At 64.9% G+C, this 23,300-nt stretch carries 21 protein-coding genes; 11 read left to right on the forward strand and 10 right to left on the reverse strand.

All coding sequences use genetic code 11. The features are described from left to right. Window positions 1-88: 88 nt before the first annotated feature. Complete coding sequence (locus CH281_RS13385) at window positions 89-1,093, forward strand: heme o synthase (RefSeq protein WP_027497015.1); 1,005 nt, start codon at window positions 89-91, stop codon at window positions 1,091-1,093. Window positions 1,094-1,121: 28 nt separating this feature from the next. On the opposite strand, the gene CH281_RS13390 is transcribed toward CH281_RS13385, so the two are convergent. Next, window positions 1,122-2,087, reverse strand: coding sequence for a quinone oxidoreductase family protein (locus CH281_RS13390; protein WP_032372461.1), 966 nt, complete (start codon window positions 2,085-2,087; stop codon window positions 1,122-1,124). A 135-nt stretch (window positions 2,088-2,222) separates the two neighbouring features. Here CH281_RS13390 and CH281_RS13395 point away from each other — a divergent pair, with 135 nt between their 5' ends. Beyond that, entirely contained in the window at window positions 2,223-2,597 is a 375-nt protein-coding gene (locus tag CH281_RS13395) for a hypothetical protein (protein WP_027497017.1), read from the forward strand. A gap of 190 nt (window positions 2,598-2,787) precedes the next feature. Here CH281_RS13395 and CH281_RS13400 read toward each other — a convergent pair whose 3' ends face one another. From CH281_RS13400 to mptB, 4 genes are all read right to left on the reverse strand, one after another. After that, window positions 2,788-3,792, reverse strand: coding sequence for a COX15/CtaA family protein (locus tag CH281_RS13400; RefSeq protein ID WP_094622132.1), 1,005 nt, complete (start codon window positions 3,790-3,792; stop codon window positions 2,788-2,790). A gap of 67 nt (window positions 3,793-3,859) precedes the next feature. Beyond that, window positions 3,860-4,660 (reverse strand): ABC transporter permease, encoded by an 801-nt coding sequence (locus CH281_RS13405; protein WP_032372459.1) that lies wholly within the window; start codon window positions 4,658-4,660, stop codon window positions 3,860-3,862. Beyond that, the gene (locus CH281_RS13410) at window positions 4,657-5,601 is read right to left on the reverse strand and encodes an ABC transporter ATP-binding protein (protein WP_032372458.1); all 945 of its coding nucleotides are present in this window, start codon (window positions 5,599-5,601) and stop codon (window positions 4,657-4,659) included. Before CH281_RS13410 ends, CH281_RS13405 begins: the two co-directional genes overlap by 4 nt. After that, the gene (mptB, locus tag CH281_RS13415) at window positions 5,598-7,256 is read right to left on the reverse strand and encodes a polyprenol phosphomannose-dependent alpha 1,6 mannosyltransferase MptB (protein WP_230595128.1); all 1,659 of its coding nucleotides are present in this window, start codon (window positions 7,254-7,256) and stop codon (window positions 5,598-5,600) included. Before mptB ends, CH281_RS13410 begins: the two co-directional genes overlap by 4 nt. A 172-nt stretch (window positions 7,257-7,428) precedes the next feature. On the opposite strand from mptB, the gene CH281_RS13420 reads away from it, so the two are divergent. From CH281_RS13420 to CH281_RS13450, 7 genes are read left to right on the forward strand one after another with little or no spacing between them, the layout of a single operon-like run. Continuing rightward, window positions 7,429-8,355, forward strand: a complete 927-nt coding sequence (locus CH281_RS13420; RefSeq protein ID WP_371828217.1) for a helix-turn-helix transcriptional regulator — start codon at window positions 7,429-7,431, stop codon at window positions 8,353-8,355. Continuing rightward, window positions 8,352-9,797: a Fe-S cluster assembly protein SufB gene (gene sufB, locus CH281_RS13425; protein ID WP_027497021.1), complete on the forward strand. Its 1,446-nt coding sequence runs from the start codon at window positions 8,352-8,354 to the stop codon at window positions 9,795-9,797. Before CH281_RS13420 ends, sufB begins: the two co-directional genes overlap by 4 nt. Before the next feature lie 24 nt (window positions 9,798-9,821). Beyond that, window positions 9,822-11,012: a Fe-S cluster assembly protein SufD gene (sufD, locus tag CH281_RS13430; RefSeq protein WP_094694594.1), complete on the forward strand. Its 1,191-nt coding sequence runs from the start codon at window positions 9,822-9,824 to the stop codon at window positions 11,010-11,012. A gap of 39 nt (window positions 11,013-11,051) precedes the next feature. Beyond that, window positions 11,052-11,828: a Fe-S cluster assembly ATPase SufC gene (gene sufC, locus CH281_RS13435; protein ID WP_027497023.1), complete on the forward strand. Its 777-nt coding sequence runs from the start codon at window positions 11,052-11,054 to the stop codon at window positions 11,826-11,828. Between the two features lie 2 nt (window positions 11,829-11,830). Next, window positions 11,831-13,123, forward strand: a complete 1,293-nt coding sequence (locus CH281_RS13440) for a cysteine desulfurase (protein ID WP_032372457.1) — start codon at window positions 11,831-11,833, stop codon at window positions 13,121-13,123. Next, a complete protein-coding gene (sufU, locus tag CH281_RS13445) occupies window positions 13,123-13,620 on the forward strand; it encodes a Fe-S cluster assembly sulfur transfer protein SufU (RefSeq protein ID WP_032372456.1) in 498 nt (165 codons plus the stop codon). The genes CH281_RS13440 and sufU overlap by 1 nt, the downstream gene beginning before the upstream one ends. Continuing rightward, a complete protein-coding gene (locus tag CH281_RS13450) occupies window positions 13,617-13,997 on the forward strand; it encodes a metal-sulfur cluster assembly factor (protein ID WP_027497026.1) in 381 nt (126 codons plus the stop codon). The genes sufU and CH281_RS13450 overlap by 4 nt, the downstream gene beginning before the upstream one ends. Window positions 13,998-14,018: 21 nt before the next feature. Here CH281_RS13450 and ku read toward each other — a convergent pair whose 3' ends face one another. The 3 genes from ku to CH281_RS13465 are packed head-to-tail and all read right to left on the reverse strand — an operon-like array spanning window position 14,019 to window position 16,969. Next, window positions 14,019-14,990 (reverse strand): non-homologous end joining protein Ku, encoded by a 972-nt coding sequence (gene ku / locus CH281_RS13455; protein ID WP_032365768.1) that lies wholly within the window; start codon window positions 14,988-14,990, stop codon window positions 14,019-14,021. Between the two features lie 51 nt (window positions 14,991-15,041). Next, the gene (locus CH281_RS13460; RefSeq protein ID WP_032372455.1) at window positions 15,042-16,184 is read right to left on the reverse strand and encodes a lycopene cyclase family protein; all 1,143 of its coding nucleotides are present in this window, start codon (window positions 16,182-16,184) and stop codon (window positions 15,042-15,044) included. After that, a complete protein-coding gene (locus CH281_RS13465; protein WP_045841762.1) occupies window positions 16,181-16,969 on the reverse strand; it encodes an SDR family oxidoreductase in 789 nt (262 codons plus the stop codon). Before CH281_RS13465 ends, CH281_RS13460 begins: the two co-directional genes overlap by 4 nt. 156 nt (window positions 16,970-17,125) lie before the next feature. Here CH281_RS13465 and CH281_RS13470 point away from each other — a divergent pair, with 156 nt between their 5' ends. Continuing rightward, the gene (locus CH281_RS13470; RefSeq protein ID WP_027497030.1) at window positions 17,126-18,757 is read left to right on the forward strand and encodes an ABC-F family ATP-binding cassette domain-containing protein; all 1,632 of its coding nucleotides are present in this window, start codon (window positions 17,126-17,128) and stop codon (window positions 18,755-18,757) included. Here the strand turns inward: CH281_RS13470 and CH281_RS13475 are convergent. Then, window positions 18,745-19,326 carry a TetR/AcrR family transcriptional regulator gene (locus CH281_RS13475; RefSeq protein WP_027497031.1) on the reverse strand — a complete coding sequence of 194 codons (582 nt, stop codon included), beginning with the start codon at window positions 19,324-19,326 and terminating at the stop codon, window positions 18,745-18,747. The genes CH281_RS13470 and CH281_RS13475 overlap by 13 nt on opposite strands. A 117-nt stretch (window positions 19,327-19,443) precedes the next feature. Next, entirely contained in the window at window positions 19,444-22,254 is a 2,811-nt protein-coding gene (locus CH281_RS13480; RefSeq protein ID WP_027497032.1) for an aconitate hydratase, read from the reverse strand. 347 nt (window positions 22,255-22,601) lie between these two features. Between CH281_RS13480 and CH281_RS13485 the strand changes: the two genes are divergently transcribed. Beyond that, complete coding sequence (locus CH281_RS13485) at window positions 22,602-23,144, forward strand: Rv1476 family membrane protein (protein WP_032372454.1); 543 nt, start codon at window positions 22,602-22,604, stop codon at window positions 23,142-23,144. The last annotated feature ends 156 nt before the right edge of the window (window positions 23,145-23,300 follow it).

The following is a 23,300-nucleotide window of genomic DNA, read 5'->3' on the forward strand; positions in this document are numbered from 1 at the left end:
GGTCGGCCGCCAGGAACGAACCCGCGTGCCCGACGGCGCGTGGCAAGTGGCCGAGCGCCAGAGAACGACAGTCGTGCGAGGAGACGCAGTGCGAATTGGGCAGCAGCCGGGCGGACACGGTTTCGCCGGCGGCCCCGGATTCGGAGCAGACGACCAGGGCGACACCGAACACGCCGCGCCGGCGTCGGCGCCGCGCAGAGCGTGGGCTCTCTTCCTGGCCTATGTCGCGCTGACGAAGCCTCGGGTCATCGAACTACTTCTCGTCACGACCATTCCCGCGATGCTGCTGGCAGATCGCGGTCACGTGGACCCGTGGCTGATTCTCACCACACTGTTCGGTGGAATGCTGGCCGCGGCGAGCGCGAACACCTTGAACATGGTGGTCGACGCAGACATCGACAAGGTGATGAAGCGCACCGAGAAGCGGCCGTTGGCCCGCGGCGCGATGCCTGTGTCGCACGCACTGGTGTTCGGTCTCGTCCTCGGGGTGTTCTCGTTCTTCTGGCTCTGGGCGACGACCAACCTCCTCAGCGGCGTGCTGGCCGTCGTCACGATCTGCTTCTACATCTTCGTCTACACCCTGGTGCTCAAGCGCCGAACTTCGCAGAACGTGGTGTGGGGCGGTGCCGCCGGCTGCATGCCGGTCATGATCGGCTGGTCCGCCGTCACCGGCACGATCGGCTGGCAGGCGCTGGTGATGTTCCTCGTCATCTTCCTGTGGACACCGCCGCACACCTGGGCCTTGATGCTTCGCTACAAGGAGGACTACCAGGCGGCCAACGTCCCGATGCTTCCTGCCGTCGCGTCGGAGACCAAGGTGACCAAGCACATCGTGCTCTACGCGTGGGCCACGGTTGCTGCGACGTTGGCACTGGCCCCGGGCTCCGGCGTCGTCTACGCGGTGATCGCGGTGGCATCGGGAATTTGGTTCCTCGTCGTGGCGCATCGCCTGTACGCAGGCGTGCGGGCTGGAACACCGGTCAAGCCTCTCAAACTGTTCATCCTGTCCAACGAATACCTGGCGCTGGTGTTCTGCGGCCTCGCCGTCGACTCTGTCCTCGGCTGGCAGACGCTCGCCCAGCTGGTCTCCTGAGCGAGCGCCTCCTCACATCTGCACCCGATCAGGGGACGAGAACGATCGAACCGGTCGTCTTACGTCCTTCCAGGTCCATATGTGCCTGCGCGACATCTTCGAGCGCGTAGCGAGCGCCGACCTCGACCGTCAGAGCGCCGCTCGACAACGCCTCGAACACATCGCCCGCACGCCATTCGAGCTCGGCCCGGTCCCGTATGTGATGCGCCAGCGTGGGTCTGGTCAGAAACACCGATCCGGCCCCGTTGAGCCGTTGTGGGTCGAACGGCGGTACCGGTCCGCTCGCAGCACCGAACAGGGCCAGCGTGCCTCTGATGCGCAGCGACGCCAGACTGGCCTCGAACGTGTCGGCTCCGACACCGTCGTAGACGGCATGGACGCCCTCGCCGCCGGTGAGCTCGCGAACCTGGGCCGCAATGTCGTCGTCGTACCGCAGTACGTGGGCGGCACCGGCCTGGGCCGACCGCTCTGCTTTGGCATCGGTGGACACCGTCGTGATGACCCGTACCCCCTTTCCGACCGCCATCTGGGTCAGCAGTAGTCCGACGCCTCCCGCGCCCGCGTGCACGAGGACCGTGTCGCCGCTGCGCGCCGGGTAGGTGGACTCGATCAGGTAGTGCGCAGTCATGCCCTGGAGCAGCGCCGACGCCGCCTGATCGGCCGGAACGCCGTCGGGAACGGATATGGCGGACGAGGCGTCCACGACGACGAACTCGGCATAGCTACCCGGCGCGGCCGCCCAGGCGATGCGGTCCCCAGGAGCGAACGCGGTGACGTCAGGGCCGGCCTCGTGGACAACTCCGGAACCCTCGTCGCCGGGGATGTAGGGCAGGGACCGTGGATACAGGCCGCGGCGGAAGTAGGTGTCGATGTAGTTGATCCCGATGGCGTCGACGCGCACGAGAACCTGCCCCGGTCCGGGCTCGGGAATGGGCACGTCCACGACGACCATGACCTCGGGTCCGCCGGTGTTGTCTACTCGAATGGCACGCATATCCCTGTTCTACACGGGAGCGATGTGAGTTCGAGAGCGGACGCACGCTTCCACGACGGGTGCGACAAGTTACCGATCAGTAGCGATTCGGCGGGCCGATGCCGCCACGGTGGACGACCTCGGTATCGTGTCTGCATGGCTACCGAAATCGACAGTGCGGGCAACGAGAAGGACACGTCCAACGAGGTTCCGAAGGGAACTCTCGCGGCTGTGAAGGCTTTTCTCGCCGATCACGGCAACTCGGCAAGTGTGGTGATCCAACCCATCGGTCGGGCCGGAACCCGGCTCACGCTGGTCGGCGCAGACGGAGTGCTCGGAGACCAGGTGGTTCCGTCCACAGCGGTCGCACACGCGATAGTCGCCAGGTTCGACGAACTGACCGAGGCGGAGTGGGACCGCGAGCTGGTCAGTTCGGTCAATCCGGCACCGGGCCATTACGAGAAGATGGCCGGCTGGGTCGCTCGGCAGAAGAAGTTCCCCAAGGCCCGCAACCAGGCCATCGTCGGGTAGGACGAGAGTCGCAAAGTTTTTTCGACTCGACGGGAACCGTCTCGCGGTCCTATGCGTCGAAATCAGTGGAGGGGCAGTCGGCCATCTGAGGGGGAGGTCGGCTGCCCCTCCACTGCGATTCGAAACTGCTGTGCTCGGACACGCGCGTGTCGAGCCGGCTGAGGAGCCGACACCCGAAGACTGCCGGGCCTCAGGACGCTGCGGCGACCCTGTCCACGTCGGCTTCCCGATCGGCAACCGCAGGCCCGCGTGTTCTGCACGATGCCCACAGCGCAGCCGTGGCAGCCGTGCAGGCACCGGCACCGGCAACGTGGAACGCGACGAGTACTGCGGGAACGCCCGTGAAGTACTGCACCAGGCCGATCAGGGACTGGGCCAGCACGATCGCCACCAGAACGTGCAGCCGCTGCTTGACGGCAGTCGGCGCTCCGACCGCGTACAGAGCGAAACCGAGCCCGACGAGCAGCGCGAGATACCCGACCAGGAATTGCGAGTGGGCGTGCACCAGCGTGACGATCTCGATGCCCAGGCGCGGTACCGGCTCGTCGATGCTCTTGTCGCCGGCGTGCGGGCCGGCACCGGTCACCATCGTCCCGGCGATCAGTACGCCGGTCAGCGCGACGCCGGACAGGGCAGTGAGCCCGCGTAGCGCGGCGGGGACGGTGGGCAGCGACTTCGGCGCGGCGTCGGTTTCACCCACCTTGACGAACAGCAGGGTAGCCAGCCAGACCATTGCCATCGACACCACGAGGTGAATGGCCACTGTCCACCACAGCAGGCCGGTCAGCACGGTGACGCCACCGATGACGGCCTGCACGACGGTTCCCAGCGGCATGAACCACGCGAAGAGCAACACCTCGCGCCGCCGGGCCGCGCGAGTGACAGCGAGAACGACCGCCGCAGCGGCGATGACCACCACGAAGGTGAGCAGTCGATTGCCGAACTCGACTGCCTGATGCAGCACCGGAACCTCGGATACTCCGACCGGCGTGAAGCTTCCGGGGAAGCACTGTGGCCAGGTGGGGCACCCGAGCCCGGAGCCGGTCACTCGGACCACCGCACCGGTGACGGCTATGCCGCCCTGGGTGAGGATGGCGATGAACGCCAGCACCCGCTGTACCCGCAGCGAGGGCAGGGGCAGGTAGGCCACGAGGCGCAGGAACACGCCGTAGAGCTTCCGTAGGAGGTAGGGCACTCCACGATGGTAAACGCCGATCAACTACACAGCGTCGTTGGGTAGAGCGACCGGCGGAAAGCCTCGCTCAGGTGAATTTGAAGGTTCGGACCGCAAGAGTGCCGCAGACCGCAGCCCAGACGAGCAGCACGGCGATCCCGAAGAGGTCGAACGACGAGGCCACACCGCGGTTGAGCGCCTCGCCGAGTGCGCCGGACGGGACTATCCGTGCGACGATCTGCAGGCCCTGCGGAATCTGGTCGTCGACGAACACCGCGCTGCCGATCCCGAGCATCACGAACCAGGCGACGTTGGCCAATGCCAACACGATCTCCGCCCGCAGGGTGCCGCCGAGTAGCAACCCCATCGAGGCGAACGTGACCGTCCCCAAAGCGATGACGACCGCTCCCAGCAGCAGACCTGCCGGACTCGGTCGCCAGCCGAGGGCGACGCCGATCGAGCCCAGCAGAACCGACTGCATGATCACCACGATCACGACGGCTACCGACTTGCCGCCGATGATTCCCCACCGTGGGAGCGGCGTGGCACCGAGTCTCTTGAGGGCGCCGTAGCGTCGATCGAACCCGACGGCGATCGCCTGTCCGGTGAATGCCGTCGACATGATGGCCACCATCATCACCGCCGGCACGACCCGCGCGACGCGGTCGTCGCCGAGCTCACCGAACGGCAGCAGAGTGAGTCCGATCAGCAGCGTGATCGGAATGAACATCGTCAACAGCAGCTGCTCACCGTTGCGCAGCAACAACTTCAGCTCGAGACGCGACTGCGCGAACAGCATCCGGGCGGCCGACGCCGGCTGTGGGCGCGGCGCGAACAGTCCTGTCTCGAAACGGTTGTCGGCGAGCCGGGCTTCTCTGCGCACCGTCACATCCTCAATTCTCTGCCGGTCAGTTCGAGGAAGACGTCCTCGAGCCGCCGCTGATCGACCTGCAACTCCGTCGCAAGCACGTTCTGTTGTGCGCACCAGGAGGTGACGACCACCAGGATCTGCGGTTCGATCACTCCGGTGACCACGTACGACCCCGGTGACGTCTCCGACGGTACGTAACCGGAGGGCAGGGCCGCGTCGAGCAGGGACAGATCGAGACCTGGGGGAGCGGAGAAGCGCAGCTGTCCCTCGGCTCCCTGCTTGGTGAGCTCGGACGGGGATCCGGAGGCGACGATGCGGCCGTTGTCGATGATCGTCAACCGATCCGCCAGCTGCTCGGCCTCGTCCATCAGATGTGTGGTCAGTAGAACGCCGACGCCGTCGCGTCGAAGTGCGTCGATCAATTCCCACACCAGCAGTCGGGCCTGGGCGTCGAGTCCGGCTGTCGGTTCGTCGAGAAACACCAACTCGGGGCGGCCGACGATGGCACAGGCCAACGCCAGTCGCTGCTGCTGGCCACCGGACAACCGCCGATAGGGTGTGCGGACCGCCGAGGTCAGGCCCAGACAGTCGAGCAGCCACGTCGTGTCGAGAGGGTCGGCCGAGTACGAGGCGACGAGCTCGAGCATTTCGCCTGCCTTGGACCCCGGGTAGGCACCGCCTCCCTGCAGCATGACGCCGATGCGGGGTCGGAGCTGGGCGGACTCGGCGATGGGGTCGAGGCCGAGAATTCTGACCGTGCCGCTGTCGGGTACGACGAAGCCTTCGCACATCTCGACGGTGGTGGTCTTTCCGGCTCCGTTCGGGCCGAGCAGCGCGAGAACTTCACCCGCACCGATGCTCAGGCTCAGTCCGTCGACGGCGGTGGTGCCGTCGTAGGACTTGCGCACGTCGGTCAACTGCACGACAGGTTGCGCCGCATTCGACGTCCCGGAGATCACGAGGACTCAGCGTATTCGTCGGTGTGCCGCTCGGGTGCCGGTGGTCCGATGCGCGTGGGCCACGGCAGCCGGTTCCGTGTCAGCAGATACAACACGACGATGGTCAGGATGGTCATCACTGCGGCCTGCACGATCTGGAACGGCTGGTATTCGCTGCCGTTCGGCATGAGGATCACGCTGACCAGAGACGAGAAGGCAATGGCGGGACGCCGGAAGGACGGAGTGGTGGCCCATGCGGCCAGCGGAATCACCGCCCACAGCAGGTACCAGGGCTGGACTACCGGGAACAGCAGAACCACTGCTCCCAGCGCCACCCCCAGCGCTCCCACCGAGTGCAGTCGGCCCCTCAGAACAGCGACCAGCATGCGGATGACGATGACGCCGGCGACGACGGCTGCGATCGGCCGAGTGAGACTCAACACAGCGGTGGTGTGATCGCCGAGGCCGAGCAGCACGCCGACGAATCCGGTAGCCAGGCCGAGAATCGTGGGAATCGACATCCAGCTGCGCACCACCCCCGCGGTACCCAGAGTGTGGATCCAACCGAATCCGAGTCCGCTACCCAGGCTCACGGCGACTTGGACGGCAACGGCGATCGTGCCGAGCAGCAGCGCAGCGTAGACGACCGATCTCAGAGTGCCGCCCCACCGTCTCGACAGCGCCATGCCGACGAACCCCAGCGCTATCAGCGACGGGATCTTGATCGTCGACGAGAGTGCGATCACACCCGCTCCGCCGACGAGGAACGCGATATCGGTGCTGCGCAACGCACCCGGGCGCTCGATCGCACGCAGCGCCAGTTCGGTACCCGCGAGCATGAGACCGATCATCAGGGCCTCGTTGTGAATTCCGGCGACCAGGTGGAACAGCAACAGCGGATTCGCTGCACCGAGCCACAGTGCCGTGACCGACGCGACCCCGCAACGGCGTGCGAGACGCGGCAGCGCCCAGACGATCAGCGCGACTCCCGCCAAGGCGAGCAGTCGGTGCAGGAAGATGCCGGCGACGATGTTCTCGCCGGTCAAGTACGTGATCCCGCGCCCCATCCACAGGAACAGCGGACCGTAGGGTGCCGGAGTCTCTCGCCAGATGTTGGGCACCGTCCGGGTCAGGACGTTGTCGGCCCCCAGTGCATCCACGGGGCCGATCTCGTAGGGGTCGAGACCGCGGGCCGTGATCTCGCTCTGGGCCAGGTAGGAGTAGACGTCGCGCGAGAACATAGGCGGTGCGACGCTCAGCGGCAGGATCCACAGCAGCAGAGTTCGGTCCATCTGCGATCGGGACAGGCGGCGGGGAGTCGCGCCCGATCGCGTCCGCCCCAGCGCGAACCTGCCGAGCAGTAGCCACGCGAGGACCACGACGACGGTTCCCGTCATGGTCACCGTCAGAGCCGACGTGGCCATGCGCGACGGCAGGCTCAGTAACCGGACGCCCGCGATCGGGTTCTGCAGTACCGGCTGCGCACCCGCGCCGAGCGCGCCGATCGCCATCAGCAGCGCGCCCGCGGCTCCGAAACGGCGAATGTTGCGTAGTTGAACGGTCTCGGCGGGATCGAGACCGGGTGCCTCCGGCTCGTCGCCGTGCAACGTGGCGACACCGGCACCCGGTGGGGTCGGTTCCAGGCCGAACACGCGCCGAGCAGGGGTGAGAATCATCCTGTGCAGCAGCGTGCCGCGCGCGGATTCGGGGTTCTCGGGATCGGGGGACGAGCTGGCACCGGTCGCGGAAGGCGAGTTCTCGGAACTCTGCTCACTCTCGGTCGATGGCACAGTGGGAGCGTAGCTGTGTGCAATAGCGCGATTCACCCGGTCCTCCGGACTCCGCGGCCTGCGTAGCTCGGCTCGGATTCACCTGAGGGATAGGGCACCCTTGCTGGACCAGGTGAAACAATTCCGTCACACTGGTGTTGTGAAAACAACCGAGAGCTCGCTCGTGCGTCCGGAAAGCGTCGATCCATCGACCGCCGGAGCAGGCGCGTCGTCGGTGCGACCGGCATCGGCCCCCGAGGGGCAGACGCGGGGCGCAGTGGTCACCCTACTGCTCGAAGAGGGCCCCATCACCGCGTCCGATATCGGCACTCGCCTTGGATTGAGCGCGGCCGGTGTCCGGCGCCACCTCGATGCGCTCATCGATGCAGGCGAGGCCAGGATCACCACCCCGGCCGGAGCACGTCAGCGTGGACGCGGGCGACCGGCCAAGCATTTCCAGCTCACCGCAGCCGGCCGCAATCGGCTGGGCCACACCTACGACGATCTGGCCGGAGCCGCCATGCGGCAGCTGCGCAAGATCGGTGGCAACGACGCCATCGAGACGTTCGCGCGGCAACGCGTCAACACCATCGTTGCCGACGTCGAACCCGCGACCGGTTCCGACGCACATGCCGTGGAAACGGCGGCGGGAAGAATTGCCGACGCGTTCAGTGCGGCGGGATTCTCGGCCACCACGCGGCAAGTCGGCAACGGAGTGCAGATCTGCCAACACCATTGCCCGGTGTCGCACGTCGCAGCAGAGTTTCCCGAACTGTGCGAGGCCGAACAAGCAGCGTTCGCCGAGATCCTCGGCACGCATGTGCAGCGTCTTGCCACCATTGCGAACGGCAACTGCGCTTGCACCACACACGTACCGCTCACCTCGACGCGATCGAGGAGCGGTCGATCCGATACCGACGTATCGACAGATAGTTCACACAAGATGACGTCCGACACGCAGCCCCGTGTCGGAGAACGCACACGCCTCCGGAAGGAGCCCGCATGACCGTCACACCAGACCAGGTGACACCCGCCGCGCCGCTGACTCAGGACGAGACCATCGCATCGCTCGGCACCTACGGATACGGCTGGGCCGATTCCGACGTGGCCGGCGCGAGCGCCAAGCGCGGCTTGTCCGAGGCTGTCGTCCGTGACATCTCGGCCAAGAAGAGCGAGCCCGAGTGGATGCTCGAAGCCCGTCTGAAGGCTCTCAAGACCTTCGACCGCAAGCCCATGCCCAACTGGGGTTCCGACCTGGACGGCATCGACTTCGACAACATCAAGTACTTCGTGCGGTCCAGCGAGAAGCAGGCCGCTACGTGGGACGACCTGCCCGAGGACATCAAGAACACGTACGACAAGCTCGGCATCCCCGAGGCCGAGAAGCAGCGCCTCGTCTCCGGTGTCGCCGCTCAGTACGAGTCCGAGGTCGTCTACCACTCGATCCGTGAGGACCTCGAGGCGCAGGGTGTGTTGTTCCTCGACACCGACACCGCACTCAAAGAGCAGCCGGAGCTGTTCCGCGAGTACTTCGGCACCGTCATTCCGGCAGGCGACAACAAGTTCTCTGCGTTGAACACCGCAGTGTGGTCCGGTGGATCGTTCATCTACATCCCGCCGGGCGTGCACGTCGACATCCCGCTGCAGGCCTACTTCCGGATCAACACCGAGAACATGGGCCAGTTCGAGCGCACGCTGATCATCGTCGACGAGGGTGCCTACGTGCACTACGTCGAGGGCTGCACCGCGCCGATCTACAAGTCCGATTCGCTGCACTCCGCCGTGGTCGAGATCATCGTCAAGAAGGGTGGTCGTTGCCGGTACACGACCATTCAGAACTGGTCGAACAACGTCTACAACCTGGTCACCAAGCGCGCCAAGGCAGAAGCAGGCGCAACGATGGAGTGGGTCGACGGCAACATCGGCTCCAAGGTCACCATGAAGTACCCGGCTGTGTGGATGACCGGCGAATACGCCAAGGGCGAGGTTCTCTCGGTCGCGTTCGCAGGGCCCGATCAGCACCAGGACACCGGTTCCAAGATGCTGCACCTGGCACCGCACACGTCGTCGAACATCGTCAGCAAGTCCGTCGCCCGTGGCGGTGGACGGACGTCCTACCGCGGTCTGATCCAGATCAACAAGGGCGCGCACGGCTCGCGTTCGACGGTCAAGTGCGACGCCCTGCTGGTCGACACGATCAGTCGGTCCGACACCTACCCGTACGTCGACATCCGTGAGGACGACGTGTCGATGGGTCACGAGGCCACTGTCTCGAAGGTCAGCGACGATCAGTTGTTCTACCTGATGAGCCGCGGCATGACCGAGGACGAAGCGATGGCCATGGTCGTCCGCGGATTCGTCGAGCCCATTGCTCGCGAACTGCCGATGGAGTACGCGCTCGAGCTCAACCGGCTCATCGAGTTGCAGATGGAAGGGTCGGTCGGATAAGTGAACAACCCCCTCACCGGAGTCATGGGTGCCGTGGCATCCGAGAACCCCGATTCCGCCAAGGAAGACAAGTCGAAGCTCGTCGCCAACAAGGGCGCTCAATTCACGTCGTACGACGTGAACGCGTTCGAGGTGCCGTCGGGCCGTGACGAACTGTGGCGCTTCACGCCGCTGCGTCGCCTTCGCGGCCTGCACGACGGTTCGGCAGTCGCCGACGGGACCGCTCAGGTCACCGTCGGGGCTGCGGACCAGGTGGTCGTGGAGACCGTGGGACGCGACGACGATCGACTCGGGAAGGCCGGCGTGCCTGCCGATCGGATTGCCGCACAGGCATATTCGGCCTTCACCGAGGCCACGATCGTCAGTGTTCCCAACGAGGTCGAGGTAGCGGAGCCGATCGAGATCACGATCGACGGACCGGGCGTCGACCACGTCGCCTACGGACACGTGCAGATTCGCCTCGGCACGTTTGCTCGCGCCACCGTGGTGATCGATCAGCGCGGCAGCGGCACGTACGCCGAGAACGTCGAGTTCGTGCTGGGTGACAGCTCGCAGTTGCACGTCGTGCTGATCCAGGACTGGCAGTCGGACGCGGTGCACGTGGCCGCCCACCACGCCCTGCTCGGACGTGACTCGGTGTTGCGCCACTACAACGTCAGCCTCGGCGGCGACTTGGTGCGCATCAGCCCGACCGTGCGCTACAGCGCGCCCGGCGGTGACGCGAACATGCTCGGTGTGTACTTCGCCGACGCCGGTCAGCACCTCGAGCAGCGACTGCTCGTCGACCATTCGGCTCCGCATTGCAAGTCGAACGTGATGTACAAGGGCGCGCTCCAGGGTGAAACCGGACCCGGCACCGTCGACGCACACACCGTATGGATCGGCGACGTTCTCATTCGCGCCGAGGCCGAGGGCACCGAGACGTACGAACTGAACCGAAATCTCGTGCTCACCGACGGCGCTCGCGCCGATTCGGTACCGAACCTGGAAATCGAAACCGGCGAGATCGTCGGAGCAGGGCACGCCAGTGCTACCGGCCGATTCGACGACGAGCAGCTGTTCTACCTGCGTGCTCGCGGCATCTCGGAGGAGGTGGCCCGTCGACTGGTGGTCCGCGGCTTCTTCCACGAAATCATCGACAAGATTCCGGTCCCCGCCGTACGCGAGCGTCTCGATGCTGCCATCGAGACCGAGCTCGCCGTCGTCGGCGCGTAGGCCCAACCGAACCTTTCTCGACTGCACAAAGGAACTTTGATGTCCACACTCGAAATCCGCGATCTGCACGTCAGCGTCGCCAACACCGACTCGTCCGCCGAGCCGATCGACATCCTCAAAGGTGTCGATCTGACCGTGAAGTCCGGCGAGACGCACGCGATCATGGGGCCCAACGGCTCCGGCAAGTCCACCTTGTCGTACGCCATTGCCGGCCACCCGAAGTACACCGTCACCTCCGGCACCATCACCCTCGACGGTGAAGACGTTCTCGAGATGAGCGTCGACGAGCGCGCCCGCGCAGGTCTGTTCCTGGCGATGCAGTACCCGGTGGAGGTGCCCGGAGTGTCGATGTCGAACTTCCTGCGCACCGCCGCCACCGCCGTGCGCGGCGAAGCCCCCAAGCTGCGGCACTGGGTCAAGGAAGCCAAGACCGCCATGAGCGAGCTCGAAATCGAGGCGAACTTCCTCGAGCGCAACGTCAACGAGGGTTTCTCCGGCGGCGAGAAGAAGCGTCACGAGATCCTGCAGCTGGGACTACTCAAGCCGAAGATCGCCATCCTCGACGAGACCGATTCCGGCCTCGACGTCGACGCTTTGCGCGTGGTGTCCGAGGGCGTGAACAAGTACAAGGAGCGTGAAGACGGGGGAGTGCTGCTGATCACGCACTACACCCGCATTCTTCGCTACATCAAGCCCGACTTCGTGCACGTCTTCGTCAACGGTGAGATCGTCAAGTCCGGCGGCGCCGAGCTGGCCGACGAGCTCGAGGCCAACGGCTACGCCGGCTACACGCAGGCCGCGACCACCGGAGCATGAGTATGGCTGCACCGGCAGCTGTGGCGGTAGCGACATCGTTCGATGTCGCTACCGTTCGCCGCGATTTTCCTATCCTCTCGCGCACCGTCCGCGACGGAAAGCCGTTGGTGTATCTGGATTCCGGCGCAACCTCGCAGCGGCCGGTGCAGGTGCTCGACGCCGAACGCGAGTTCCTCACCACCTGTAACGCGGCGGTGCACCGCGGGGCGCACCAGCTGGCCGAGGAAGCCACCGACGCGTACGAGGGAGCCAGGGCGGATATCGCCGCGTTCGTCGGTGCAGACGTCGACGAGATCGTCTTCACCAAGAACGCAACCGAGTCGCTCAACCTCGTGACGTACGTGTTGGCCGATCAGCGCTTCGATCGTCATCTCGGACCCGGTGACGAGATCGTCGTCACCGAACTCGAACACCACGCCAATCTCGTTCCGTGGCAAGAGCTTGCGGCCCGTACCGGCGCAACTCTGCGGTGGTACGGAGTGACCGACGACGGTCGAATCGACCTCGACTCGCTGGAATTGTCGTCCGCGGTGAAGGTCGTCGCGTTCACCCACCAGTCGAACGTGACCGGTGCCGTCGCTCCCGTCGAGGAGTTGGTGCGTCGCGCCCGAGCTGTCGGCGCGCTCGTCGTTCTCGACGCGTGCCAATCCGTGCCCCATATGAAGGTCGATTTCCACGACCTCGATGTCGACTACGCAGCGTTCTCCGGCCACAAGATGCTGGGACCCTCGGGTGTCGGAGTGTTGTACGGCAAGGCCGCGCTGCTCGATGCGATGCCGCCGTTCATCACCGGCGGATCGATGATCGAAACGGTCACGATGGAGAAGACGACGTTCGCTCCTCCGCCGCAACGCTTCGAGGCCGGTGTGCCCATGACGTCGCAGGTCATCGGGCTCGGTGCCGCCGTGCGGTACCTCGACAACATCGGTATCGACGCCGTGGCAGCTCACGAAAAGACCTTGGTCGCAGCGACTCTCGCCGAGTTCGCAAAGATCGACGGCGTTAGAGTCATCGGTCCGACGGAGAACGTCGATCGAGGTTCGGCAGTGTCGTTCGTCGTCGACGGTATCCACGCACACGACCTGGGGCAGATTCTCGACGACGAAGGCGTCGCCATTCGCGTCGGTCATCATTGCGCGTGGCCACTGCATCGGCGCTTCGGAGTGGCAGCGACCGCGCGGGCGTCCTTCGCGTTGTACAACACGGTCGAGGAAGTGCAGGTGCTCGCGAACGCGATTCGTCGCGCGCAATCGTTCTTCGGCACCGACCGCAACGGTGAGGAGGGACACGCCTGATGCGAATGGAACAGATGTACCAGGAAGTGATCCTCGATCACTACAAGCATCCGCACGGTCGTGGACTGCGCGAGCCGTTCGGTGCGGAGGTGCACCACGTCAATCCCACCTGCGGCGACGAGGTGACTCTGCGGGTTCACGTCGACAACGGCACCGTTGCGGACGTCTCGTACGACGGCCAGGGTTGCTCGATCAGCCAAGCCTCCACGTCGGTGCTGACCGATCAGGTGGTCGGCTTGTCAGTTCAGGACGCCCTGAAGACCGTGGATTCGTTCAGCGAGATGGTCGGCAGCAGAGGTACCGTCGAGGGAGACGAAGACGTCATCGGCGACGGCATTGCGTTCGCCGGTGTGGCCAAGTATCCGGCTCGCGTGAAATGCGCCTTGCTGGGTTGGATGGCTTTCAAGGATGCGGTTGTTCAAGTAGTGGACGCAGATACGACAGCTACGACGGGCGGGACCGCCCAGTCGGCACTTTCCGGAGGACAGCAATCATGACCGACGCAACAGAGACCACACCGGCTGTGACGACGACGCCGGTGGAACTCACCGCCGACGAGATCAAGGTACTCGAGGACCTCGAAGAAGCGATGCGCGACGTCGTCGACCCCGAGCTGGGAATCAACGTCGTCGATCTCGGTTTGGTCTACGACATCAAGATCGACGCCGAGGACATCGTCACCGTCGACATGACACTGACATCGGCGGCCTGCCCGTTGACGGACGTCATCGAGGATCAGGCCCGTGGTGCGCTCGTGCGCAGTGGGCTCGCCGCCGACCTCAAGATCAACTGGGTCTGGATGCCGCCGTGGGGACCGGACAAGATCACCGACGACGGACGCGAGCAGCTTCGGGCCCTCGGCTTCACCGTCTGACGGTCCGGTCCGGCTGCCCCGTCACGCACCCTTCGCTTCGTCGGTCGACGGGGCAGCCTTCTTTGCTGCGGCCTTCTTGGCCGGAGCCTTTTTTGCCGGGGTCTTCCGCGCAGTGGTCTTCTTGGCAGCGGTCTTCTTGGCCGGTGTCTTCGACGACGAAGATTTCGACGATGATGATGTCGACGAATCGGACCCCGACTTCGCGTTCTTTCCCGCGGCCTCGACGCTGCGCTGGAGGGCGGCGACCAGATCCACGACCTCCGCGTCCTCGCCGTCGTCCTGTGACTCGGCCTCGGTGTGGATGACCTTCTCGCCACCGTTCGCCAGTGTCTCGTCGATCAGTTTGCGCAGTTCGATCTGGTAGTCGTCGGTGTACTCCGTCGGATCGAATTCCGAGGACATGCTCTCGACGAGCGACGTCGCCATCTTCACTTCTTGCGGGCGCGCCGACGGGGCGTCGTCGAGCGACGGAAATTCTGCGGCTCGTACCTCGTCCGGCCACAGCAGAGTCTGGATGACCAGCACGTTGTCACGGACCCGCAAGGCGGCCAGCCGCGTCTTCTGTCGCAGCGTGAAATGGACCAGCGCGGTGCGTTCGGTTTCTTCCAGCGTCTCTCGCAGCAGTACGTACGCCTTGGGCGACGACGAGTCGGGCTCCAGGAAGTAACTCTTGTCGTAGAGGATCGGATCGATCTGCTCGGTCGGAACGAATTCGAGAACGGGGATCTCGTGCTTCTCGGCAGCGGGGAGTTTGTCGAAGTCGTCGTCGGTGAGGATCACGCGCTCGCCGTCGGGCGAGTCGTACGCCTTGTCGATGTCGGCGAACTGGACCGATTTTCCGCATTCCTGGCAGATGCGGTCGTACTTGATTCGTCCGCCGTCCTTTGCGTGCACTTGATGAAACCGGATGTCGTGTTGCTCGGTGGCCGAGTAGACCTTCACCGGAACGTTGACGAGTCCGAAGGCGATCGAGCCTTTCCAAATGCTGCGCATGTGTTCATGATCGCCGACCGGGCGCCTGTGTGTCGACCGTTGCCGAGAAACTCAGCCGCGTCTCGGAGCGTGGACGACGGTGCGCGCGATAGCGAGCCTGGCCGAGACCGGAAGTGTAGGGAACATTCTCAGCATTGCGGTCATGGTCCCCATGGCGTCGTCGTGGCCGGACAGGTAGGAGCGTTGCAGTTCGACCGGCAGCGAGAAGAAGCTGGCGAAGAACTGCGGAACCATCTCCGGCTCGAGGCTCAACGCAGTGCGCAGACCGAGATTGCGTAGCTTCTGCACCGTCCAGGTGTGGAGTGCACGTCGGCTCCCCGGCTTGCCGGTGCGAAGTCCGTCGACCAGGTGATCGGCAGACGCCAACGACGCGGCGACGCTGTATCCCGTCGCCGGATGCATCAGATTCGACCGCGACCCGAACAAGACGGGACCGCTTCGTGGGGTGTGCAGCCGTGAGCGCGGCGGAGGTTCGACCGAAAAGCGCACCCGCTCGACGTCCTCGGTCCCGGTCGGCACGAGATCGCGTCGGGCGAGACGATGATGCAGACGAGTCCGGAGTACATCGAGGTGGAGGGCAGGCCTGCCGACCAGGCACGTTTCTTCGAGCAGAACGCGGTGGTCGTCGAGTGCGACGGCATAGAGAAAACTCGGAGCGTCACCGGGTCGTACGCCGTTGTCGGTACGCCAATCCATGAACCAGGCGTCGGAGCCTTCCAGAATGGGCTCGGCGCGTTCCCGCTCGACGACGATTCCGTATGCGGTCTGTTGCGCCAGATCACGCGAGTCGAGCGTTCCTCGCGCATCGACGACGTGGCGAGCCGTGACGACCGTCCCGTCGACGGTGGTGACGCGGGTGCCGGTGACGTCGACTGCGGTGCCCGCGTGCACTCGTACGAGGTCGAGAGACAGCGAGGCTTGCAGGGCATGGGTGTCGAGCACGCAGTACGTCCGGTCGATGACGCGATGCCGATCGGTCCACACTGCGGGCCTGCGTGCAGTCGAGGCGATTGCGGACTCCGAGAGCCATGACGGCAATTCGTCCGCCCATGCCGAGTAGGTCGGCGTCCAGGTTCTGGACGGGTGCGGATCGAGTGCGAGAACGTCCATACCCGCGGCCGCGCAGCGGTGGGCGATCGCGCGACCCGCCGGTCCCAGCCCGATCACGGCGACGTCGGCCGACAGGTCGCTCACATTCCGCCGGTGGCGAGCAGGCCACCGTCGACGCGCACCGTCTCGCCGGTGATCCACGAGGACGCGTCCGAGACCAGGAACGCGACGAGCGATGCCACGTCCTCGGGGGTACCGAGTCGCTTCATCGGGTAGCCGGCCGCTGCTGCTTCTTCGCCGCCGGCGAACAACGCCTCGGCGAACTTGGTCTTCACCACGCCCGGCGCCACCGCGTTGACGCGGATCTTCGGACCGAGCTGCCATGCCAGCTCCTCGGTGAGCCGAATCAACGCAGCTTTGGATGCGCCGTACGCGGCAATGACTCCGGTGGAGCGGATGCCTGCGACGCTGGCGATGTTGACGACCGCACCGCCGTGTTCTCCCATCCACGCATGGAACGCGTTCTGCACGAAGCCGAGCGTGCCGACGACGTTGGTGTCGAAGATCTTGCTGACACCGACGAGGTCGGCATCCATCAGCGAGCCGTAGACGGGGTTGATACCGGTGTTGTTGACCAGGATGTCCAGCGAACCGAAGGTCTCGACGGTGCGGTCCACTGCGGTGCGCCGATGTTCCGGGTCGCCCGCGTTACCGTCCAGCGCGAGTACGGAGTCGCCGAGTTCCGCCGCGACGGCCAGCAACGGTTCCCGCTTACGCGCAGTGATGGCCACGTTGGCACCGCGCGCGAGCAGTTCTGCGGCGATCGCGCGGCCGATGCCTCGACTACCCCCGGTGACCAGTGCGGTCCGTCCGGTGAGGTCGAGGGGCAGGGCTGGGCGGGCAGTGGCCGTTTCGGTGACGTCGGTCATCGCTCAGACGTTACCGGGGTCACCTGCGTTCCTGGGTGGAGGCACGTGAATGCTGAGCTAAAATGGGGGTTTGCTGTGCCGACCTACGGCGCTTTCATTGCTCGCTCGTCGGTCGACGAGCACTCATCTTGTTCGGCAATCGCTAGGAGCTCACGCGTGATCACCGCCACCGACCTCGAAGTTCGTGCCGGTGTGCGGACCCTTCTGTCCACCGAGGGGCCCGCGCTCCGCGTGCAGGCAGGTGACCGCATCGGGCTGGTCGGCCGCAACGGTGCCGGAAAAACCACCACGCTGCGCATCCTGGCGGGCGAGGGCGAACCGTATGCCGGCGAGGTCGTACGCACCGGAGATCTCGGCTACCTCCCGCAAGATCCCAAAGAGGGCGACCTGGACGTGCTGGCCAAGGACCGGGTGCTGTCGGCCCGCGGGCTGGACACCCTCCTGCACAGTATGGAGAAGCAGCAGGCTCTGATGGCCGAGGTTGCCGACGAGACATTGCTCGACAAAGCCGTCCGTAAGTACGGCGAGCTGGAAGAGCGGTTCGCGTCCCTCGGCGGCTACGAAGCCGAAAGCGAAGCGGCTCGCATCTGCAACAGCCTCGGCTTGGCCGACCGCATTCTCGGTCAACCGCTGCGAACCCTGTCCGGTGGTCAACGTCGACGCGTCGAACTCGCTCGCATTCTGTTCGCCGCGTCCGACGGCAGTGGCGGACGCTCGAACACCACATTGCTGCTCGACGAGCCCACCAACCACCTCGACGCCGATTCCATCACCTGGTTGCGCAGTTTCCTGCAGAACCACGAGGGCGGACTCATCGTGATCAGTCACGATGTCGAACTGCTCGGTGATGTCGTGAACAGGGTGTGGTTCCTCGATGCAGTGCGCGGTGAGGCCGACATCTACAACATGAACTGGAAGAAGTACCTCGACGCACGCGCCACGGACGAGCAACGGCGCCGTCGCGAACGCGCGAACGCGGAGAAGAAGGCGGGTGCGCTGCGCGTCCAGGCCGCCAAGATGGGTGCCAAGGCAACCAAAGCCGTTGCGGCACAGAACATGGCCAAACGAGCAGACAAGCTGATGGCCAACCTCGATGCGGAGCGCGTATCCGACAAGGTTGCGCACATTCGCTTCCCTGAGCCTGCTCCCTGCGGCAAGACTCCGTTGATGGCCAAGAACCTGACCAAGATGTACGGGTCGCTGGAGATCTTCGCCGGCGTCGATCTGGCGATCGACAGAGGAAGTCGAGTGGTGGTGCTCGGGCTCAACGGTGCGGGCAAGACGACGCTGCTTCGGATCCTCGCGGGAACCGAGAAGGCCGACACCGGCGAGATCGAACCCGGCCACGGCATGCGCGTGGGTTACTTCGCCCAGGAGCACGACACCCTCGACGACATGGCGTCGGTGTGGGAGAACATCCGGCATGCGGCACCCGACACCGGCGAGCAGGAGCTCAGATCGCTACTCGGCGCCTTCATGTTCACCGGACCCCAGCTCGAACAGCCCGCAGGAACGCTGTCCGGCGGCGAGAAGACGCGTCTGGCGCTGGCCGGACTGGTGTCTTCGGCTGCGAACGTGCTGCTGCTCGACGAACCGACCAACAACCTCGATCCGATCTCACGCGAGCAGGTTCTCGACGCACTGCGCAGTTACAAGGGTGCTGTCGTTCTGGTGACTCACGATCCGGGTGCCGCCGAGGCGCTCTCACCAGAACGAGTCATCCTCCTTCCCGACGGCACCGAGGACCACTGGTCGCAGGACTACCTGGAACTGATTCAGCTGGCCTGACCCGGGTCGCGCCTGCGCACCGATTCTTCGACCAGATCCAGAATGGCCGACAGGTTCGACCCGCCGTTGCCCGACGCGATTCTGGCGACCAGACCGTCGAGAACCAGGTCCAGGTAGTCGGCCAGAACGTCGTTGGGAACGTCGTCCCGCAGTTTTCCTGCCGTTTTCTGGCGTTCGAGTCGGCCGAGTGTCGCGTCGGTCAGCTCGGCCGAACGCTCGGCCCAGCTGGTTCGGAAGTCGGCGTCGGTTCGTAGTCGTCGGGTGATCTCGAGCCGCGTTCCGAGCCACTCGAACTGCTCCGGCTGGGCCAGCATGTCTCGCATCACCTGAACCAGACCCTGCGTCGCCGCGACTTCGGCCATACGCCGGGCGTCCTCCTGCGCCAACGCGAGGAAGAGACCGTCCTTGTCCTTGAAGTGGTGGAAGATGGCTCCGCGGGAGAGGCCTGTCGCCTCCTCGAGGCGTCGCACGGTGGCACCCTCGTAGCCGAACTCTCCGAAGCATTTACGCGCACCGTCGAGAATTTCGCTGCGGCGGGCCGCCAGGTGGTCTTCACTGACCTTGGGCACGTGTGAAACTCCTACTTTCCGATGAAGGGGCCCGTACCGATACGGCGATGGGCCCGAAACACGTATCGAGTTCCGGGCCCATCGCTGTGCGTGGCGTTTGTCTACAGCGCCGTGTGACTAGCCTCTGATCATGTTGCGCAGGACGTACTGCAGGATTCCGCCGTTGCGGTAGTAGTCCGCTTCACCGGGGGTATCGATACGGACCACGGCGTCGAACTCGACCTTGGTTCCGTCTTCCTTGGTCGCGGTCACCGCCATCGTCTTCGGGGTGGTGCCCTCGTTCAGCTTCTCGACGCCGATGATGTCGAACGTCTCGGTGCCGTCGAGCTTGAGCGACGCGGCGCTCTCGCCTGCCGGGAACTGCAGCGGAACGACGCCCATGCCGATGAGGTTGGAGCGGTGGATGCGCTCGAACGACTCGGTGATGACCGCCTTGACGCCCAGGAGCGAGGTGCCCTTGGCCGCCCAGTCACGGGAGCTTCCGGAGCCGTACTCCTTGCCGCCCAGCACGACCAGCGGGATGCCGGCCTTCTGGTAGTTCTGCGACGCATCGTAGATGAACGATTGCGGGCCACCGTCCTGGGTGAAGTCGCGGGTGTAGCCACCCGAGACGTCGTCGAGCAGCTGGTTCTTCAGACGGATGTTCGCGAACGTTCCGCGAATCATGACCTCGTGGTTGCCACGACGCGATCCGAGCGAGTTGTAATCCTTGCGCTCCACGCCGTGCGAATCGAGGTACTGAGCGGCAGGCGTACCGGCCTTGATGGGTCCTGCCGGGCTGATGTGGTCGGTGGTGACCGAATCGCCGAGCAGGGCCAGCACGCGGGCACCCTTGATGTCCTCGACCGGAGCCGGGTCCATCGTCATACCGTCGAAGTACGGAGGCTTCCGCACGTACGTCGAGTTGGGATCCCACTCGAACGTGTCGCCCTCGGGGGTCGACAGGTTCTGCCAGCGGCTGTCACCGGCGAAGATCGTCTCGTAGGACTTGCTGAACATGTCCCGGCTGATCGAGGACTTGATCGTGTCCTCGATCTCCTGCGACGACGGCCAGATGTCCTTGAGGTACACCGGGTTGCCCTCGTGGTCGTTACCGAGCGCGTCGGTCTCGAAGTCGAAGTCCATCGTGCCCGCGAGGCCGTAAGCGATGACCAGCGGCGGCGACGCCAGGTAGTTCATCTTGACGTCGGGGGAGATGCGACCCTCGAAGTTGCGGTTGCCCGACAGCACGGCGGTCACCGAAAGATCGTTGTCGTTGATCGCCTTCGAGATCGGCTCGAGCAACGGGCCCGTGTTACCGATGCACGTGGTGCAGCCGTAGCCGCCCAGGAAGTAGCCGAGCTTCTCGAGGTACGGCCACAGGCCGGCCTTCTCGTAGTAGTCGGTCACGACCTGCGAACCGGGTGCCATGTTGGTCTTGACCCACGGCTTGGTGGACAGGCCCTTTTCGACGGCGTTCCGAGCGAGCAGTGCTGCGCCCAGCATGACCGACGGGTTGGAGGTGTTGGTGCAGGAGGTGATACCTGCCACCACGACGGCGCCATGGTCGAGAACGAACTCGCCTGCTTCGTCGGTGATGACACGAACCGGCTTGCTCGGGCGACCTTCGGAGCCGTATGCGGCCGACCGCACATCGACTGCATCGTCTTCCGCGAAGCTCAGCGACGCGGGATCGCTGGCCGGGAACGACTCGTTGAGGGCCTCGTCCAGCTTGCTGTCACCCTCGTGCGCCGGGTGGTTCTCCTCCACGTAGTTGTGGATGTCCTTGCGGAACGCAACCTTGGACTCGGACAACAGGATTCGGTCCTGCGGGCGCTTCGGGCCTGCGATGGACGGGACGACCGTGTTGAGGTCGAGCTCGATGTACTCGGAGTACACGGCTTCGTTCTTCGGGTCGTGCCACATGCCCTGTTCCTTGGCGTACGCCTCGACGAGAGCGAGCTGCTCGTCGCTGCGGCCGGTGAGGCGCAGGTAGTTGATCGTCTCTTCGTCGATCGGGAAAATGGCTGCGGTGGAGCCGAATTCGGGGCTCATGTTGCCGAGGGTGGCGCGGTTGGCGAGGGGAACCTCGGCCACACCTTCGCCGTAGAACTCGACGAACTTTCCGACGACGCCGTGCTTGCGCAGCATCTCGGTGGCGGTCAGAACGACGTCGGTGGCCGTGACTCCCGGCTGGATCTCGCCCGAGAGCTTGAAGCCGACTACACGCGGGATCAGCATCGACACGGGCTGGCCGAGCATGGCAGCTTCGGCTTCGATTCCGCCGACGCCCCAGCCGAGCACGCCGAGGCCGTTGACCATCGTCGTGTGCGAGTCGGTTCCGACGCAGGTGTCGGGGTACGCCTGACCCTTGCGGGTCATGACGGTCGGTGCGAGGTACTCGATGTTGACCTGGTGCACGATGCCCATGCCGGGCGGGACGACCTTGAAGTCGTCGAAGGCGCCCTGGCCCCAACGCAGGAACTGGTAACGCTCGCCGTTGCGCTCGTACTCGAGGTCGACGTTGCGCTCGAGTGCATCGGCGCGGCCGAACACGTCGAGGATGACCGAGTGGTCGATGACCATGTCGGCGGGGGAGAGGGGGTTGACCTTGTTGGGGTCGCCGCCGAGGGTGGTCACGGCCTCACGCATGGTGGCGAGGTCCACGACACACGGAACGCCGGTGAAGTCCTGCATGATGACTCGCGCAGGGGTGAACTGGATTTCGATACTCGGGTCGGCCGAGGGATCCCACGACGCGATCGAGCGAATATGGTCGGCGGTGATGTTGGCACCGTCCTCGGTGCGAAGGAGGTTCTCCGCGAGGACCTTCAGTGCATAGGGCAGTTTCTCGGCACCGGGCAAGGCCGACAGCCGAAAGATCTCGTACGAGTTCTCTCCGACTTCGAGGGTGCCCTTTGCACCGAATGAATTGTTACTTGCGGTCACTTCAGCTCCACTCGTCTATGAGGCACACCGCCGACGGGGCTGTGTCGACGGTTGAAGCGAGGCGCTGACCGTGTGTCTCGGCATGGCATCCGGCGTGCGGATTGCTTGCGGACCCTCGGGCAGTGTCTCGATGGAAGTCTAACAGTACGCTTGTCCTGTGAAAACGTGCGGGTCCGTTTCGCGGTGGACACCGCGAGAACGACCCACGTCACAATCCTCACGTAGTGCTTCGTGCGACGCAATGAAGGGCGGCCTCAGTTGCCGCGTCGGGCATACCTGCCTCCCGAGAATCGACGGCACCGTGACGTAGGGTTCCACGCGACTGGTTCCTACCGACTGGACGAGAGATGACTGAGCCGATCCACGCTGTTTCCCCACTTGCCACCGATATCCCGGCAGGTCTGGACGTCGACAGCATCGTCGCCACGGTCCGCGAGTCAGGAGTCAGTGCTCCTGCGGCAGAGCAGGACGGACTGACTGCCGCCGTGAACCGAGCCGAGGACCACGGAATCGATCTGAGCATCGTGATCGTCCCCGACGAACCGCGCCACGATTCGCAGCTACGCGACCTCGCCACTGCGGTCGGTGCCCGCGAGGGCGGAACGGTGTTGGTGCTGAGCCCGGGGCAGGTCGGAACGTTCAGCGACTCGATCAGCCGAGTGACACTCGAAGCCGGTCAGGATCGCACGTACACCGGAAATCACGTCGTCGCCGCCGACAACTTCGTCGACACACTCGTCGAGGACCAGACTCCGTGGGGCTTGCTGACGGGTGGGTTGGTGGTGATCGTCGCCGCGGTGGCCGCGTTGACAGCCGCTGTGAAGGTCCGGCGATACCGCGCGCGGTCGGCCACTGCCGACCCGCACGAAGCGCAGCCCGTCGAGCGCTGACGTAGCGCGCACATTCGTCATTCGACCGACCGACATCGACGCGCGATTACTCCACCGGACGTCGGTCCGGAAAAAGTCCGAAAAATTGTTTCGGGCAAACACCGAGTTCACGGCATTGTGCCTGGTGGAATTACAAATGTGTCATTTGTGACTGGA

The sequence above is a fragment of the Rhodococcus sp. 06-221-2 genome (assembly GCF_002258365.1).
Taxonomy (GTDB): Bacteria; Actinomycetota; Actinomycetes; order Mycobacteriales; family Mycobacteriaceae; genus Rhodococcoides; species Rhodococcoides fascians.